The following is a 14,035-nucleotide window of genomic DNA, read 5'->3' as shown; positions in this document are numbered from 1 at the left end:
GAGGAGCAGGATGCGCAAAGGGTTTCGGCCCATCGCGGGAGTCATCTGTCTCGCGTTGGCCGCCGGTGTCGCGGCATGTGGCAGCGACGACGGCGGAGGTTCCAGCACGAACGCCAGCGGTGGCGGCGGCCTCTCGGGCACGATCAAGATCGGCGCGCCGCTGGACACGTCCGGCAGCGCCGGCATCGCCGTGGTCGGCACCGACGAGCAGAAGGGCGAGCAGTTCGCCGTCGACGAGATCAACGCGTCGAAGTTCCTCGGCAACGCCAAGCTCGAGCTCAAGGTCGTCGACACGAAGGCCGCCAAGGAGACCGCGGTCCAGACCGTGATCGACATGACGCGCACCGACAAGGTCGACGCGATCGTCGGCTTCACGCTCTCGCCGTCGTTCCTCGCCGCCGGCCCGCAGGCGCAGGCGGCCAAGATTCCGACCATCGCCGTGGGCCTCTCCGGCACCGGCGTCACCGAGGTCGGCGACTACATCTTCCGCGTCTATCCCGCGCTGGTCGAGTTCTACAAGAAGGAGGACCCGAAGATCGTCCAGGCGCTCGGGGCCAAGACCGCCGCGTACTTCTACTCCAGCGACTCGAGCAACGTCGCCGAGCAGTACCAGTTCCGCCGCAAGACGCTCGAGGCGCTCGGGATCAAGACCGTCGCCGCGCAGGGCGTCGTCACCGACGCGATCGACTACCAGCCGCAGCTGACGAAGATCAAGAACGCCAACCCGGACGTGCTCGTCGTCGACGTCAACGGCGGGCAGGACGAGACGCTGCTGGCGCAGCTCGAGCAGGCCGGCCTGAAGGTCCCGTTGATGGGCGACGTGGGCTGGGGCGCGCCGAACGTCGTGTCCAACCCGACCGCCCAGTGCGCGATCTTCACCACCACCTGGGACGTCGACTCCACCGCGGGCAAGAACCCCGAGTTCGTCAAGGCCTACGCGGCCAAGAACGGCGCCAAGCCGAGCCAGTACGCGGCGTGGGGCTACGACGGCGTCTGGATGCTCGCCACCGCGATGAAGCAGGCGGGCACCAAGGACCCGGCCAAGGTGCGCGCGACGCTCGCCGGCCTGAAGGGCATGTCCGGCGCACTCGGCGACTACGACATCGGCACGAACCGCGTGCCCACCCAACCCGGCGTGACGTTCCAGATCCAGGACAAGAAGCTCGTGCCCTGGGCGGCGGACAAGCCCTGCTCGTAGGCACCGCGTGAGCTACTTCCTCCAGCAGCTGGTCAACGGCATCGCGCTCGGCAGCGTCTACGCGCTCCTGGCGCTCGGCGTGACCCTCGTCTGGGGCGTGCTGAACGTGCTCAACTTCGCCCACGGTCAGTTGGTGACGTGGGGCGCGTTCGGCTCCGGCGCGGCGCTGCTGAACGGCATCCCGGTCGTCCCGGCGATCCTGATCGGGATGCTGGTCGCGGCGCTGCTCGCCGTGGCGATGGAGCGGATCGTCCTGGGTCCGCTCCAACGCAGGGCGCCGGGCGACGAGTTCGCCCCGGTGGTGGCGACGATCGGCATCGCGCTGCTGCTGCAGACGCTGGTCAAGGTCATCACCGACTCCGAGCTGCGCCGCTTCCCCGCGGCGGGCTTCCCGAGCGGGACGATCGACGTCGCCGGCGTCGGGCTCCCGAAGCTGCAGCTCGTCGTGCTGGCCACGACGCTCGTCGTGATGGTCGCGCTCGGCCTGTGGTTGACGCGGACGCGGCTCGGCCGTGAGCTGCGGGCGGTCGCGTACTCGCGCGAGGTCGCCGAGCTGCTCGGCATCAACTCCCGCATGGTGTTCGCGGTCGCGTTCGCGATCTCCGGTGCGCTGGCCGCGCTCGCGGGGACGTTCGTCGTCGCGCAGACCCGGCTCGTGTCCTTCTCCACCGGCGACGCGCTGCTGACGCTGACGTTCGCGGCGGTGGTCGTGGGTGGGATGGGCTCGGTCACCGGCGCGGTGGTCGGCGGGCTCGTGCTCGGGATCGGGCAGGTGCTGATCTCGGCCTACACGTCGTCGAGCTTCGACGACGCGTTCCCGTACCTGCTGATGGCGCTGGTGCTGCTGATCCGCCCGACCGGGCTGTTCCGCCAGCAGGCGGTGGCCCGTGCTTGAGTGGATCCAGGCACACCAGTTCTTCATCGACATCACGCTGATCTCGACGCTGCTCGTGATGAGCGTGTTCGTCGTGTTCCACGCGGGCGTGTTCTCGCTGGCGTCGGTCGGCTTCATGGCCGTCGGCGCCTATGGCACGGCGATCCTGACGACCAAGTCGGGCTTCCCGATCTGGCTCGGGATCGTCGCCGGCGTCGTGTGCGCGAGCGTCGTCGCGCTGATCGTCGGCCTGCTCGTCGCGCGGTTGAGCGGCATCTACCTCGCGCTGGCGACGTTCGCGCTCGCCCAGGCGATCCTGGTGGCGATCCGCGAGCTGCACGTCACCAACGGCGTGCAGGGGATCATCGGCATCCCGATCCACGCGTTCACGTGGACGGCGGTGATCCTGCTCGTTCTGCTCGGCATCCTGCTCGAGCTGGTGCACCGCTCGCACGTCGGGCGGGCCTTGCGCTCGGCGCGGCTGGACGACGTGGTGGCGCGCGGCTTCGGCATCCCGGTCCGCCGCTACCGGCTGGCGGCGATGGTCGCCAGCGGCGCGCTGGCCGGGCTCGCGGGCGCGCTCAACGCCCACGAGGTGGGCGTGATCAGCCCCGATCAGTACTCGTTCACGCTGCTCGTCGTCGCGCTCACCTACGTGGTCGTCGGCGGCGTCGCGTACTGGGTCGGGCCGATGGTCGCCGCACTCGCGCTGGGCGTCTTCCACGAGCTGATGCGCGACGTCGGCACCGACTGGGAGAACATCACCTACGGCCTGGTGCTGATCGTGCTGATCCTGCTCGCGCCGCAGGGGCTCGGGGACCCGCGGCTGCGCAAGCTGTTCCGGCGCCGGCGCCCGAAGCGCCCCGCCGCCGCACTGCAGGAGACGCGGACATGACGGCGCTGATGGTCCAGGGCGTCACCAAGCGCTTCCTCGGCGTGACCGCGCTCGACGACGTCCACGTCGACGCCCGCCCCGGCGAGGTGCTCGGCCTGGTCGGGCCCAACGGCGCGGGCAAGACGACGCTGGTCAACGTCATCACCGGCCACTTCGGCCCCGACGAGGGAGCGGTGACGCTCGGCGAGCAGACGCTGACCGGCGCACCGATCGAGCGGATCGCCCGCTGCGGCGTGGCGCGCACCTACCAGCACATGCGGCTGCTGGAGGGCTACTCGGTGATCGACAACGTCCTCGCCGGCCGTCACCAGGCGTTCAAGGGGCGCGTCTTCCAGCTCTGGCGGGTGCGCCGGCGCGAGGAGCGCGAGCAGCGGGCGGCGACGCGTGAGCTGCTCGATCGGCTCGGGCTGGGCGATGTGGCCGACGTGTCCGTCTCCTCGCTCTCCTACGGCCGGCGGCGGCGGGTGGAGATCGCGCGGGCACTCGCGGCGCAGCCGTCGGTGATGCTGCTCGACGAACCGACGGCGGGAATGACGCCGGCCGAGGCCAAGGAGATCGGCGAGCTGATCCGCTCCACCAGCCGCGAAGGTCTCGCCGTGGTCCTGATCGAACACAATGTTGCCTTGGTGAGCGAGGTGTGCGACCGGATCGCGGTGCTGGACTGGGGCAAGGTCATCAAGCTCGGCACGCCCGACGAGGTGTGGGCTGACGCGAAGGTGCGCGCCGCCTACCTCGGAGGTGAGCTGCTGTGAGCGACGTCCTGGTGGTCAAAGGGCTCAACGCCCGCTACGGCCAGGTGCACGTGCTCGACGACGTCGCACTGAGCGTGCGGGCGGGCGAGGTCGTGGCGGTCGTCGGGCCCAACGGCGCGGGCAAGACCACGCTGCTGCGGACGCTCTCCGGGCTCGTGCGAGAACGCTCGGGCTCGGTGCAGCTCAACGGCGCGGAGATCGGTTCGCTGCGGCCGCACCGGATCGCGCGCGCCGGTCTGGCGCACGTCCCCGAGGGCCGCGGAACGCTCGCGTCTTTGACGGTCGAGGAGAACCTGCTGCTCGGCGCGCAGGGCCGCTCGCCCAAGCAGGCGGCCGCGCGCGTGGCGGAGATGTACGACGCCTTTCCGGTGCTCGGGCGCCTGCGCGGCAACCGCGCCGGGCTGCTGTCGGGCGGCGAGCAGCAGATGCTGGTCGTCGCGCGCGGGCTGATGGGCGAGCCGAAGCTGCTGGCCATCGACGAGCCCTCGATGGGCCTGGCGCCGATCATGATCCGCGACCTGATCGAGATGCTGCGCACGGCCGTGGCGACGGGGGTGGCGGTCCTGCTGGTCGAGCAGAACACGGCGCTGGCGGCCGAGCTCGCCGATCGCGTCTACGTGCTCGTGCGCGGGACGGTTCGCGCCGAGCGCGCGGGCGGTGAGCTGCCGACCGACCTGCTGGCGGACTATCTGGTGTGAGGAGGAGCTGGACACGTGCTGACGCATAGGGACACGCTGCGACGGTGCGCGTCGTCCTACGGGCGGCGGATCGCGATCGTCGGCGACGCGGGGGACGAGTGGACCTACGCCGAGCTGGACCGCGTCACCGACGCGCTGGCCTGCGGGCTGGCGGGGCTCGGCCTGGTCCCGGGCGAGCGCGTCATGTGGCTCGAGCGCAACTGCGTCGAGTACCTGATCGCGTACTTCGCGACGGCCAAGGCGGGACTCGTGTTCAGCCCGCTCAACTACTGGCTGCGCGGGCCCGAGATGGAGGGCCTGATCGACCTCGTGCAACCCGCGTGCCTGATGGCGGGCGCGGAGTACGCCGAGATGCTCGACGGGCTGGCGATGCCGGCGAGCGTGCGGTCGCGGGTGGCCGTGTCCGGCAAGGCGACCGGGTGGATGCCGTGGTCCGAGCTGCTCACGACCGCGGGGACGATCGACCGCGTCCCCAACGACGAGCACGCCCAGCACGAGATCATCTTCACCTCGGGCACGACCGGCCAGGCCAAGGGCGTCTGCCGCAGCCAGCGCAAGCGGATCATCGACTCGATCATGTCCGCGCTCGCCTTCGAGGTCACCCGCAACGAGCACATGGTCTTCTTCGGGCCCCAGTTCCACATCGGCGGCGGGTCGGTGCCCAACCAGGCGCTCGTCCAGGGCGGCAAGGCGACGATCATCACCTTCGACACCGACCGCGTCGGTCGCGCGATCGCCGACGGCGCGACGTATCTGATCGGCGTCCCCGCCCACTACAACCTGCTGTTCGAGTCGGGTGCGCTGGACGGCGTCGACACCGCTTCGGTGCGCGGGTGCTACGTCGGCGGCAGCGTCGCCACCGAGAAGCTCTTCGAAGGCATCACCTCGCACTTCCCCGGCACCGACCTCGTGCACGGCTACGGCTCCACCGAGTCCGGCCCGCACACGATGGCGCTGCGCGGGCAGGAGTTCCTCGACCACCGCGGCGCGCTCGGGCTGCCGGTGCCGGGCAACGAGGTGCGCGTGGCCGACCCGCTCGGCACCGACGTCCCCGAGGGCGAGGTGGGGGAGTTGCTGGTGCGCTCGGACACGGTGATGGACCACTACCTCAACCGCCCGGACCTGACCGAGGCCGCGTTCTACGCCGACGGCTGGCTGCGCACCGGCGACCTCGTCTCGGTCGACGCCGACGGCTACTACCGGCTGGCCGGGCGCGCCAAGGAGATGATCATCTCCGGCGGCGAGAACATCTACCCGAAGGAGATCGAGGACGTGCTGGCCGAGCACGACGCGATCGCCGAGGTCGCCGTGATCGGCATCCCGGACCCGCTCTACGAGGAGCGCGCGATCGCCGTCGTCCGCCTGCACGCCGGCCAGGCCGCGACTGAGGACGAGCTGCGCGCGTTCGTACGCGCGCGGCTGGCGGGCTTCAAGACGCCACGCGAGGTGCGCTTCATCGAGGAGTTCCCGCGCACGCCGGTCGGCAAGATCGCCAAGGACCAGCTCAGCAAGGCGCACGGCTCGGTGTTCAGTGCTTGAGGGCGCCTACACGGGCCTGAAGGTCCTCGACTTCTCGCATGTCGTCGCCGGGCCGATGTGCACGCGCCTGCTCGCCGATCACGGCGCGGACGTGATCAAGATCGAGTCGCCCGCGGGCGACCTGCTGCGCAACGTGCCGGTCGAGTACGCGCCGAAGCTGACCTCGCACTTCGCGCAGTACAACTGCGGCAAGCGCTCGGTCGTGCTCGACCTCAAGCAGCCGGCGGCGGTCGAGCTCGCGCTCGAGCTCTGCGACTGGGCGGACGTGATCGTGGAGAACTTCAGCCACGGCACGCTCGAGCGGCTCGGCATCGACGTGGCCGCGCTGCTGGAGCGCCGGCCGGAGCTGATCTTCTGCTCGGTCTCGACCTTCGGCAGCTACGGCCCGCACGCCGACAAGCCGGGCTTCGGCTACGTGGCCGAGTCCTACTCGGGGCTGATGATGCTCAATGGCGACGGCGACGAGCCGCCGAGCTTCTTCGGCACGCCGCTCGCCGACTGCAACGTCGGCGTGCACGCCTTCGCGGCGATCGGCGCGGCGCTCTACCGGCAGGCCCGGACCGGGCTCGGGACGCGGCTGGACCTGTCGTCGTTCGACGCGCTCGTGACGATGATCGACGCCGCCGTCGTGCTGCACACGTTCACCGGCGGGGAGCGCTCCTTCGGGCGCTTCGGCACCCGCCACACCCTCGTCGTGCCCGCCTCGATCATCGGCACCAAGGACGGCGAGTACGTCACCTACGGCGCGCCCGGCGACCGTGCCTTCGCGCGGGTGGCGGCCGCGATGGGGCGGCCGGAGATCATGGACACGCCGTACTTCGGCTCACCCGAGGGGCGGGTGGAGCACCAAGACGAGCTCTACGACGAGATCGAAGCCTGGGCGGCCGAGTTCGAGACCGCGCAGTCGCTGATCGACCACTTCGCCGCGCACGGCGTCCCGGCTGCGCGGGTGCGCGGTGTCGCCGAGTGCGCGGACGACCCGGCGCTGGTCGAGCGCGGGACGCTCCAGCCTGTGTGGATCGAGGGCCGCGGCGACGTGCTCGTGCCGACCGCACCGCATCCCATGACCGGCGTGCGCGTCGCGCCGGGTGGGCCCGCCCCGCGGCTGGGCGAGCACTCGCGCGACGTGTTGCACGGCGTGTTGTCGCTGGACGACGCACGCATCGATGACCTGATCAGCAGCGGTGCTGTGCGCACCGCGGAGGAGGAACCCACCCATGCCGGCTGAAGCCACGCACGTCCTCGACCTCGCGGGCCCGGACGAGCTCGGGATCGCGCACCTGCGCTTCACAACCGGCAGTCCGGCCAACACGATGAACCTGCCGTTCGTCGAGGCGTTCCTGGATCTGACGAGCGAGCTCGCGGGCCGCGACGACGTTCGCGTGCTGCTCGTGCAGGGGCCTGACGGGACCTTCAGCGGCGGTGCGGACCTCGGGCGCATCGCCGACATGGACGACGACACGTGGGCGCACTACATCCGCTCCGAGTTCGCGCTCTTCGCCGCGTTCGACGTGCTCCCGTTCATCACGATCGCGGTCATCGACGGCGTCTGCCTGGGCAACGCCGCGGAGTTCGCGCTGGCCTGCGACCTGCGGCTGATGTCCGATCGCGCGCGGTTCGGGCTTCCCGAGACCGCGGTCGGCTTCCAGGGGCCGGCGCAGCGGCTCACGCGGCACGTCGGGCTCGGCACCGCCAAGCGACTGCTGTTCGAGGGCGTCGTGCTGAGCGGCGTGGAGTCCCGTGCGCTGGAACTGGCGCAGTGGGTGGCGCCCGCGGCGGAGCTGGACGCGGTCGCGCGCTCGACCGCCGAGCGCTACGCGAAACTTCCTCCTGTGGCCGTGCTCGAGACCAAGCGCAACCTCGCCGAGGCGTACGCGCTGCCGCCGATGGAGAACGAGATCCGCTCGTCATTGACGACCGCGGGGACGGAGGACGCGCTCGAGGGCCGCACCGCCTTCTTCGAGAAGCGTGCGCCGGTGTTCCGTGGCCGCTGAGCCGGTCGATCCCCTCGACGCGCTGCGCGGGCGCACCCAGGCGATCCGCGAGGACATGGGCGGCGCGGAGCGCGTCGCCGCGTTGCACGCCGGCGGGCGCGTCACCGCGCGCGAGCGGCTCGACCTGCTGCTCGACGACGGTTCCTTCTCCGAGGTCGGGACCTTCGCGCGTTCGATCAGGCCCGAGGACGCGGCGAAGACGCCGGGCGACGGGAAGGTCGGCGGGTTCGGGCGCATCGATGGCCGCCCGGTCGTCGCGGTCTCCGACGACGTCACCGTCAAGCGCGCGTCGAGCTCGACCGTCGGCGGGCGCAAGCTCAAGCGCCTCTTCGAGGCGGGTGTCACCGAGGGCGTCCCGATCGTGCTCTTCGGCGAGACCGGCGGCGCGCGGATCCCGGACATGATGGGCAGCGAGGGCTTCTCGTCGATCGCGCCGCTCGTCTACCCGTGCCTGCGCGAGCGCAAGGTGCCGTTCGCGACGGTGATCACGGGCGAGTCGTTCGGCGCCTCGTCGTTCTTCGCGGTCGTCAGCGACTTCGTGGTGCAGGTGCGCGGGAGCTGCCTGGCCGTGAGCTCGGCGCGCGTCATCAGCTCGGCGACCGGGCAGACGATCACGTCCGAGGAGCTCGGCGGCGCCGACGTCCACGCCCGCGTGACGGGGCAGATCGACCGGATCGCCGAGACCGAGGCCGAGGCGTGCGAGCTGGTCGCGCGCTTTCTCTCCTACCTGCCGTCGAATTTCTCGCAGGCCGCGCCGCGGACGCTGCGGGTGGAGGAGCCCGAGGCGCCGGAGGAGGTCGGCTCGGTCGTGCCGCCCGATCGCCGGCGCGCGTACGACATGCGCAAGGTGCTGCGCCGCGTGCTCGATCGCGACAGCTGGTTCGAGCTCGGTCCGCTGTACGGTCGCACGCTGCTCACCGGCCTGGCGCGGATCGGCGGGCACCCGGTCGGCGTGCTCGCGAGCCAGCCGATGCAGCAGGCGGGCATCCTCACCCCGCAGGCGTGTGACAAGGCGGTGCGGCTGATCTGCCTGTGCGACGCGTTCGGCCTGCCGCTGATCTTCCTGCACGACACGCCCGGCTTCATGGTCGGCCGCCAGGTCGAGCACGAGCGCCTGCTCTCGAAGGCGATGCTCTTCAAGCAGGCCGTGGTCATGACCGCGGTCCCGCGGTTGGCGGTCATCCTGCGCAAGTCCTTCGGCCTGGCGAACCACGTGATGTCCGGCGTGGGGATGGACGCCGACCTGCTCGTCGCGTGGCCCGGCGCGGAGATCTCCTTCATGGACCCGAGCCCGGCCGCCAACGTCGTCTCGACCGACGAGCTGGAGCAGGTGGCCGGCGACGTCCGGCCCTACGGTGCCGCCGGCGTCATGGCCCTCGACGAGATCATCGAGCCGTCCACCACGCGCGACGTGCTGCGCGCCGCTTTGGACCGCGCCGCGGCGCGACCGTCGAGCGGGCCGCGCTCCCGCCCGCTGGCCTCATGGCCGATGTGCTGGTGAGTCAAGCCCACGGCAGCCGGTCCCAAACGCCGGGGCGGCCCACCTGCCACTGCGGGTAGCTCGCGTAGGCCTCGGCGGGTGACGGCGTCTCGGCCGCCACGCCGGCATCGCGCTCGAGCGCCGTCTCCGAGCGCGGATAGACGATCGTGTCGCCCTCGCGCCGCGCCCCGGTCATGAAGATCGCGCACGGCCCGTCCCCGGTCCCGACGAACGTGTGCCGTGTCCCCGGCGGCAGGTGCACGAAGTCGAACGCGCGCAGCTCGCGCTCCTGGTCTTCGACGATCAGCAGGCAAGTCCCGGACAGCACGAGGAAGTCCTCCTGCGTGTTCTCGGCGTGGTACATGCCCGACGGCTTGCCGGGCTCCAGCACGGCGAGCGTGAAGCCCGTCTCGGTGAAGAACTGGGGCTCGACGCCGGGCCGCTCGGCGAGCACGCGGGGCGTGCTCTCGAACACGCAGCGCCCACCGAACGCCTCGTTGCGCACCCACGCCGCGTCACCCGCGTTGACCACGAACCAGCCCGGGCTCGTGGGCGCCAGGCCCGAGCCGACGTCTTCCAAGCGTGCCTCGTCCGTCATGCGTGCAGCGCCTTGAGCCGGCTGCGGGCGCTGTCGGCGTCCGACGCGGGCACGAGCCGCCCGGCCTTGCCCAGGCCGCGCGGCGGCATGTTCCCGTAGATCGCCTCGTAATTCCCCGCCTTGACGAGGAACGTCTCGTGCCAGATGCCGGTGCGGCCGCTGCGTCCGACCCGTCGCCAGTACCGGCGCCAGACGTCGAGGTGCGGGTCGTCCTTGTCCTTGGCGAAGGCCTCCAGCTGCTCGAACGACCGCCAGTACTGGACGATCGTGGGGATGCCGATCTCGTACGCGAGCAGCCCCTTCTCCGGGTGGGCGACGAGGTAGTCGAGCATGTGCTTCATCCCGCGCCGGCCACCCAGGTCGGCGAAACTGCGAGCGAGGTGCAGCTTGCTGTTGAACCCGGCGCCGATCAAGAAGACGACGAAGTCGCCTTCGATGTCCACCGTCATCCGCCTGCCGGCCACGTCGCCCACAGTCATCACCTCGCTGTCCGTTAGTCGTCCAGGCTTCCCATTGTGAGGTTGACGGTCGATCCTGTCATCCCGCTCGCCTTGTCGGAGGCCATGAAGACGGCGACGTCGGCGACTTCCGCGAGCGTCATGACCCGTCGCGGGTGGGTCGTGCTCGCGAGGTAGCCCTGGAACTGCTCCCAGGTCAGCCCGGCTCCCTTGAGCTCGAAGACCTCCTTCATCGAGGGCGTCTCCGGGATGCCGTGCGGGCGCAGGCCGACGACGCGGATGCCGTGCGGCGCGAGCTCGGCGGAGAGGCTGCGGGTGAGCGCCTCCTTGGCGGCGTGCGCGGGGCCGTAGCCACCCACCAGCGTGCTGCCCGCCCGCGAGGGGAGCGCGGTGACGGTCATGATCACGCCCGATCCGTTCGCGACCATCCGCCGCGCCGCCAGCCGCGCGGTCAGGAAGTACGACAGCGAGTAGGCCGTGATCGGCAGCGAGAACCGGTCCGCGTCGAGGTCGATCAGCGGCACGCCGACGACGCCGGCATCCGGGATGCCGACCGCGTTGAACGAGACGTCGACGCGACCCGCCTTGTCGATCACCGACTGCAGGTGCTCGTCGACGGCCCGCTCGTCGAGCGCATCGACCTCCGCGGCGTGCGCGCCGATCTCCTCGGCCACCGCCGCGACGGGCGCCAACCCGCGACCGGTGAGGAAGAGCCTGGCTCCCTCGTTCGCGGCGGCGCGGGCGACCGCGCCGCCGATCGCACCTCCCGCTCCATAGATCACAACGACCTTGTCCTTCAGCATCGCCGGGTTCCTTTCGGAGAGTTGACGATGCCGGTAGACACCGGGGCAACGTGAAACTGGGCGGCCGCCCAGTTCGGCCTCCGGCCGGTGTCTAACCCACAATGGAATCCGAACCAGTGACGATCGATCTGCTGTCCAGGGCGCGCGCGGGGGACGACGACGCCTTCCGCGCCATGACCCAGCCGCATGTGCGCGAGCTGCAGGTGCACTGCTACCGGATGCTCGGGTCCTTCCAGGACGCCGAGGACGCCGTGCAGGACACGCTGCTCACCGCCTGGCGCGGCCTCGACGGGTTCGAGGGGCGCGCCTCGCTGCGCACCTGGCTGTACAAGATCGCCACGAACCAGTGCCTCAACGCGCGACGGACGGCGAGCCGGCGGGTCCCCAAGGTGTGGGACATCCCCGGGATGCAACCGCCCGAGCCGACCCGGCTGGGCGAGGTCGTGTGGCTGCAGCCGTTTCCTGACGCGCTCCTGGGCGACGTGCCGCTCGGCCCGGAAGCCCGCTACGAGCAGACCGAGTCGATCTCGCTGGCCTTCGTCACCGCCCTGCAGGTCCTGCCGCCCCGCCAGCTCGCCGTCCTGATCCTGCGCGACGTCCTCGGCTTCCACGCCAAGGAGGTCGCCGAGATGCTGGACACGACGCTCGAATCGGTCACGAGCGCCCTCAAGCGCGCCCGCGCCGGCCTCCAGCGCCGGCAGGCCTCCGAGCCGGCTCCGGCCGCCGACTCACCCGCCGAACAGGCGATCACGGCGAAGTTCGTCAGCGCGTACGAGTCCGCCGATCTCGACGCGCTCGTCGCCCTGCTGACCGACGACGTCTTCGTCTCGATGCCGCCGATGCCACTCGAATACGAAGGCCGCGAGCCCGCGGCCCGCTTCTGCGCCGGCATCCTCGGCTCGGGGCGGACCTTCGAGCTCGTGCCGACGCGAGCCAACGGCCAGCCGGCGTTCGGGGCCTACGTCCACGGCCCCGACGGCGTCCGTCACGGGACCGGGCTCTTCGTCCTGGAGCTCGCCGGCGAGCGGGTCTGCGCGATGACGCGCTTCGAGAGCAATGTGCTCGGCTGGTTCGGCCTGCCGCGCACGCTGCCGAGCCGGTGATCACTTCACGCGCAGCGGGCGGACGATCGTGGTCTTGTTGCCGGCGCGATCGGTGAGCGTGACCTTCAGCTGATAGCGGCCAGGGCGCAGCGCGCGCTTGCCGGCCGCGCTGAGCCGGACCCGCATCCGCCGCTCCTGGAAGCTCAGCCCGGGACGCGCGCCGCTCGCGACCGTGCCACGGCTCCCGGTGATCTCGGCGCTCGCGCGGCAGATCTCGTTGCAGCGCACGGTCAACAGCAGGCCGCTGCGCCGCAGCGTGGCCGCGCGAGCCCGGCCCGTGCTCTGCAGCACCGTCGCGGTGGGCGGCGTGACGTCGGGCGCTTGCGCCGGGCGCGGTCGGCGCGTCGGGAACACCGTGTTCCGCACCGGGCCGGCGGTCGGCGTCGCGGTCGCGGTGGCGGTCGGCGTGGGTGTCGGGGTCGGGGTCGGGGTGACCGAGCGCCGGCCGGCCGTCACCCGCTCGCAGTCGCCGTCGACCTCGTCCCCCGGGTCGCGCCACACCGCGTCGAAACCGTCGCCGCAGAGCACGCCGTCGGCGGCGCCGTCGGCAGCCTCGATCTCGTCGTCGCCGTCGTCGCCCTCGAGCAGGTCCTCGCCGCCCGGATCGACGATCCGGTCGTCGCCCTCGAGGCCGGCGAGCAGCCCATCGCCCGCGTTGCCGGTCAACACGTCGTCGCCGTAGCCCCCGACCGCGCCTTCGATGTCGCCGCTGACGAGATCGTTCTCGCCGCTGGTGCCATCGTTGGCCTGCCCGTCGAGCGTGACGACCACCGGGTCCCACTCCCAGGAGTAGTCGGCGACGTCGAACCCTTCGCCGCCGTACAGCTGATCGGTGTCCTCGCCGCCCCGCAACAGGTCGTCGCCACCGAGGCCGTAGAGGACGTCGTGCCCGCTGCGGCCGTCGAGCTCGTTGTCGCCGGGCGTGCCGATCAGGACGTCGTCGTCGTAGCCGCCGTTGAGCGCTTCGATGTCGGTGTGGATGTCGTCGCCCTCGCCGGGCACGCCGTCGTTGGCGACGCCGTCGATGCTGAGCCGCACCCCGATCCCGCCGTCGCCGCGGAACTGGCCGTAGCTCGCCTGGTCGTAGCCGGGCCCGCCGTAGAGCACATCGGGGTCAGCATCGGGACCGGCGTCCATCCACAGCACGTCGTCGCCCTCGCCGCCATAGAGCTCGTCGACGCCGGTGTCGTCGGCAAGCGTGTCGTCGCCTGCACCGCCCTCGACCCGCGTGGGGATCGTGAACCGGCCGGGGAGGTATTCGTCGTCCCCGCCGCCGAGCTCGACCAGCGTGCGCTCGATGCCGTCCGGTGCGCATTGCGCCTGCGACGGGGACGTCTGGATGCAGCCGGAGCCCGCGGCCAGATCGTCGTCGATCCCCATGTTCCAGACCGAGATGCTGCCGCCGTTGAGCTGGTCGAACATGATCCGCTCGCTCCCGGCCGTGCCGGCGACGTGCAGCACGCCGTCATGCACCGAAACGGTGGCGGCCTGCGCGGCGGCGGGCACGAGCAACAGTGCCGCGAGCGCGGCGATGAGGGATCTCTGAACCATGGGCGCCGGTAATATTGCTGACCCACCCACGCAGCGCAACCCCATTGGTGCGAAACGTGCCCCCGCTTGCATTGCGGCCGCGGTTGGAGGGA

General features: G+C 71.2%; 14 protein-coding genes. 10 read left to right on the top strand and 4 right to left on the bottom strand.

Features of this window, described 5'->3' with window-relative positions:
* Positions 1–10: 10 nt before the first annotated feature.
* The 9 genes from OM076_RS08530 to OM076_RS08490 are packed head-to-tail and all read left to right on the top strand — an operon-like array spanning position 11 to position 9,451.
* A complete protein-coding gene (locus OM076_RS08530) occupies positions 11–1,198 on the top strand; it encodes an ABC transporter substrate-binding protein (protein WP_270039095.1) in 1,188 nt (395 codons plus the stop codon).
* Positions 1,199–1,205: 7 nt separating this feature from the next.
* Positions 1,206–2,093 (top strand): branched-chain amino acid ABC transporter permease, encoded by an 888-nt coding sequence (locus tag OM076_RS08525; protein WP_270039094.1) that lies wholly within the window; start codon positions 1,206–1,208, stop codon positions 2,091–2,093.
* The gene (locus OM076_RS08520; RefSeq protein ID WP_270039092.1) at positions 2,086–2,967 is read left to right on the top strand and encodes a branched-chain amino acid ABC transporter permease; all 882 of its coding nucleotides are present in this window, start codon (positions 2,086–2,088) and stop codon (positions 2,965–2,967) included. The genes OM076_RS08525 and OM076_RS08520 overlap by 8 nt, the downstream gene beginning before the upstream one ends.
* Positions 2,964–3,719: an ABC transporter ATP-binding protein gene (locus OM076_RS08515; RefSeq protein ID WP_270039091.1), complete on the top strand. Its 756-nt coding sequence runs from the start codon at positions 2,964–2,966 to the stop codon at positions 3,717–3,719. The genes OM076_RS08520 and OM076_RS08515 overlap by 4 nt, the downstream gene beginning before the upstream one ends.
* Positions 3,716–4,417 (top strand): ABC transporter ATP-binding protein, encoded by a 702-nt coding sequence (locus tag OM076_RS08510; RefSeq protein ID WP_270039089.1) that lies wholly within the window; start codon positions 3,716–3,718, stop codon positions 4,415–4,417. The genes OM076_RS08515 and OM076_RS08510 overlap by 4 nt, the downstream gene beginning before the upstream one ends.
* 15 nt (positions 4,418–4,432) lie before the next feature.
* Positions 4,433–5,956 carry a class I adenylate-forming enzyme family protein gene (locus OM076_RS08505; protein ID WP_270039088.1) on the top strand — a complete coding sequence of 508 codons (1,524 nt, stop codon included), beginning with the start codon at positions 4,433–4,435 and terminating at the stop codon, positions 5,954–5,956.
* Entirely contained in the window at positions 5,949–7,184 is a 1,236-nt protein-coding gene (locus OM076_RS08500; RefSeq protein WP_270039086.1) for a CaiB/BaiF CoA transferase family protein, read from the top strand. Before OM076_RS08505 ends, OM076_RS08500 begins: the two co-directional genes overlap by 8 nt.
* Positions 7,174–7,950, top strand: a complete 777-nt coding sequence (locus OM076_RS08495) for an enoyl-CoA hydratase/isomerase family protein (RefSeq protein ID WP_270039085.1) — start codon at positions 7,174–7,176, stop codon at positions 7,948–7,950. The genes OM076_RS08500 and OM076_RS08495 overlap by 11 nt, the downstream gene beginning before the upstream one ends.
* Positions 7,940–9,451 carry an acyl-CoA carboxylase subunit beta gene (locus tag OM076_RS08490; protein ID WP_270039084.1) on the top strand — a complete coding sequence of 504 codons (1,512 nt, stop codon included), beginning with the start codon at positions 7,940–7,942 and terminating at the stop codon, positions 9,449–9,451. Before OM076_RS08495 ends, OM076_RS08490 begins: the two co-directional genes overlap by 11 nt.
* Before the next feature lies 1 nt (position 9,452).
* Here OM076_RS08490 and OM076_RS08485 read toward each other — a convergent pair whose 3' ends face one another.
* From OM076_RS08485 to OM076_RS08475, 3 genes are read right to left on the bottom strand one after another with little or no spacing between them, the layout of a single operon-like run.
* Complete coding sequence (locus OM076_RS08485) at positions 9,453–10,028, bottom strand: cupin domain-containing protein (RefSeq protein WP_270039082.1); 576 nt, start codon at positions 10,026–10,028, stop codon at positions 9,453–9,455.
* The gene (locus tag OM076_RS08480; RefSeq protein ID WP_270039080.1) at positions 10,025–10,501 is read right to left on the bottom strand and encodes a DUF4188 domain-containing protein; all 477 of its coding nucleotides are present in this window, start codon (positions 10,499–10,501) and stop codon (positions 10,025–10,027) included. The genes OM076_RS08485 and OM076_RS08480 overlap by 4 nt, the downstream gene beginning before the upstream one ends.
* A 20-nt stretch (positions 10,502–10,521) precedes the next feature.
* Positions 10,522–11,289 carry an SDR family NAD(P)-dependent oxidoreductase gene (locus OM076_RS08475; RefSeq protein WP_270039079.1) on the bottom strand — a complete coding sequence of 256 codons (768 nt, stop codon included), beginning with the start codon at positions 11,287–11,289 and terminating at the stop codon, positions 10,522–10,524.
* 116 nt (positions 11,290–11,405) lie between these two features.
* On the opposite strand from OM076_RS08475, the gene OM076_RS08470 reads away from it, so the two are divergent.
* On the top strand, positions 11,406–12,392 hold the full coding sequence (locus OM076_RS08470) for a sigma-70 family RNA polymerase sigma factor (protein WP_270039077.1): 987 nt from the start codon (positions 11,406–11,408) through the stop codon (positions 12,390–12,392).
* Here OM076_RS08470 and OM076_RS08465 read toward each other — a convergent pair whose 3' ends face one another.
* Positions 12,393–13,943, bottom strand: a complete 1,551-nt coding sequence (locus tag OM076_RS08465; protein ID WP_270039076.1) for a calcium-binding protein — start codon at positions 13,941–13,943, stop codon at positions 12,393–12,395. It abuts the gene before it with no gap.
* Positions 13,944–14,035 lie beyond the last annotated feature (92 nt).

The sequence above is a fragment of the Solirubrobacter ginsenosidimutans genome (assembly GCF_027587205.1).
Note: the sequence above shows the minus strand (reverse complement) of the source record. Positions and strands in the feature narration are given on the sequence as shown.

Coding starts and splice junctions, on each gene's coding strand:
- OM076_RS08485 (WP_270039082.1), bottom strand. CDS start 10,028: ATGACGGACGAGGCACGCTTGGAAGACGTCGGCTCGGGCCTGGCGCCC.
- OM076_RS08475 (WP_270039079.1), bottom strand. CDS start 11,289: ATGCTGAAGGACAAGGTCGTTGTGATCTATGGAGCGGGAGGTGCGATC.
- OM076_RS08465 (WP_270039076.1), bottom strand. CDS start 13,943: ATGGTTCAGAGATCCCTCATCGCCGCGCTCGCGGCACTGTTGCTCGTG.
- OM076_RS08530 (WP_270039095.1), top strand. CDS start 11: ATGCGCAAAGGGTTTCGGCCCATCGCGGGAGTCATCTGTCTCGCGTTG.
- OM076_RS08515 (WP_270039091.1), top strand. CDS start 2,964: ATGACGGCGCTGATGGTCCAGGGCGTCACCAAGCGCTTCCTCGGCGTG.
- OM076_RS08495 (WP_270039085.1), top strand. CDS start 7,174: ATGCCGGCTGAAGCCACGCACGTCCTCGACCTCGCGGGCCCGGACGAG.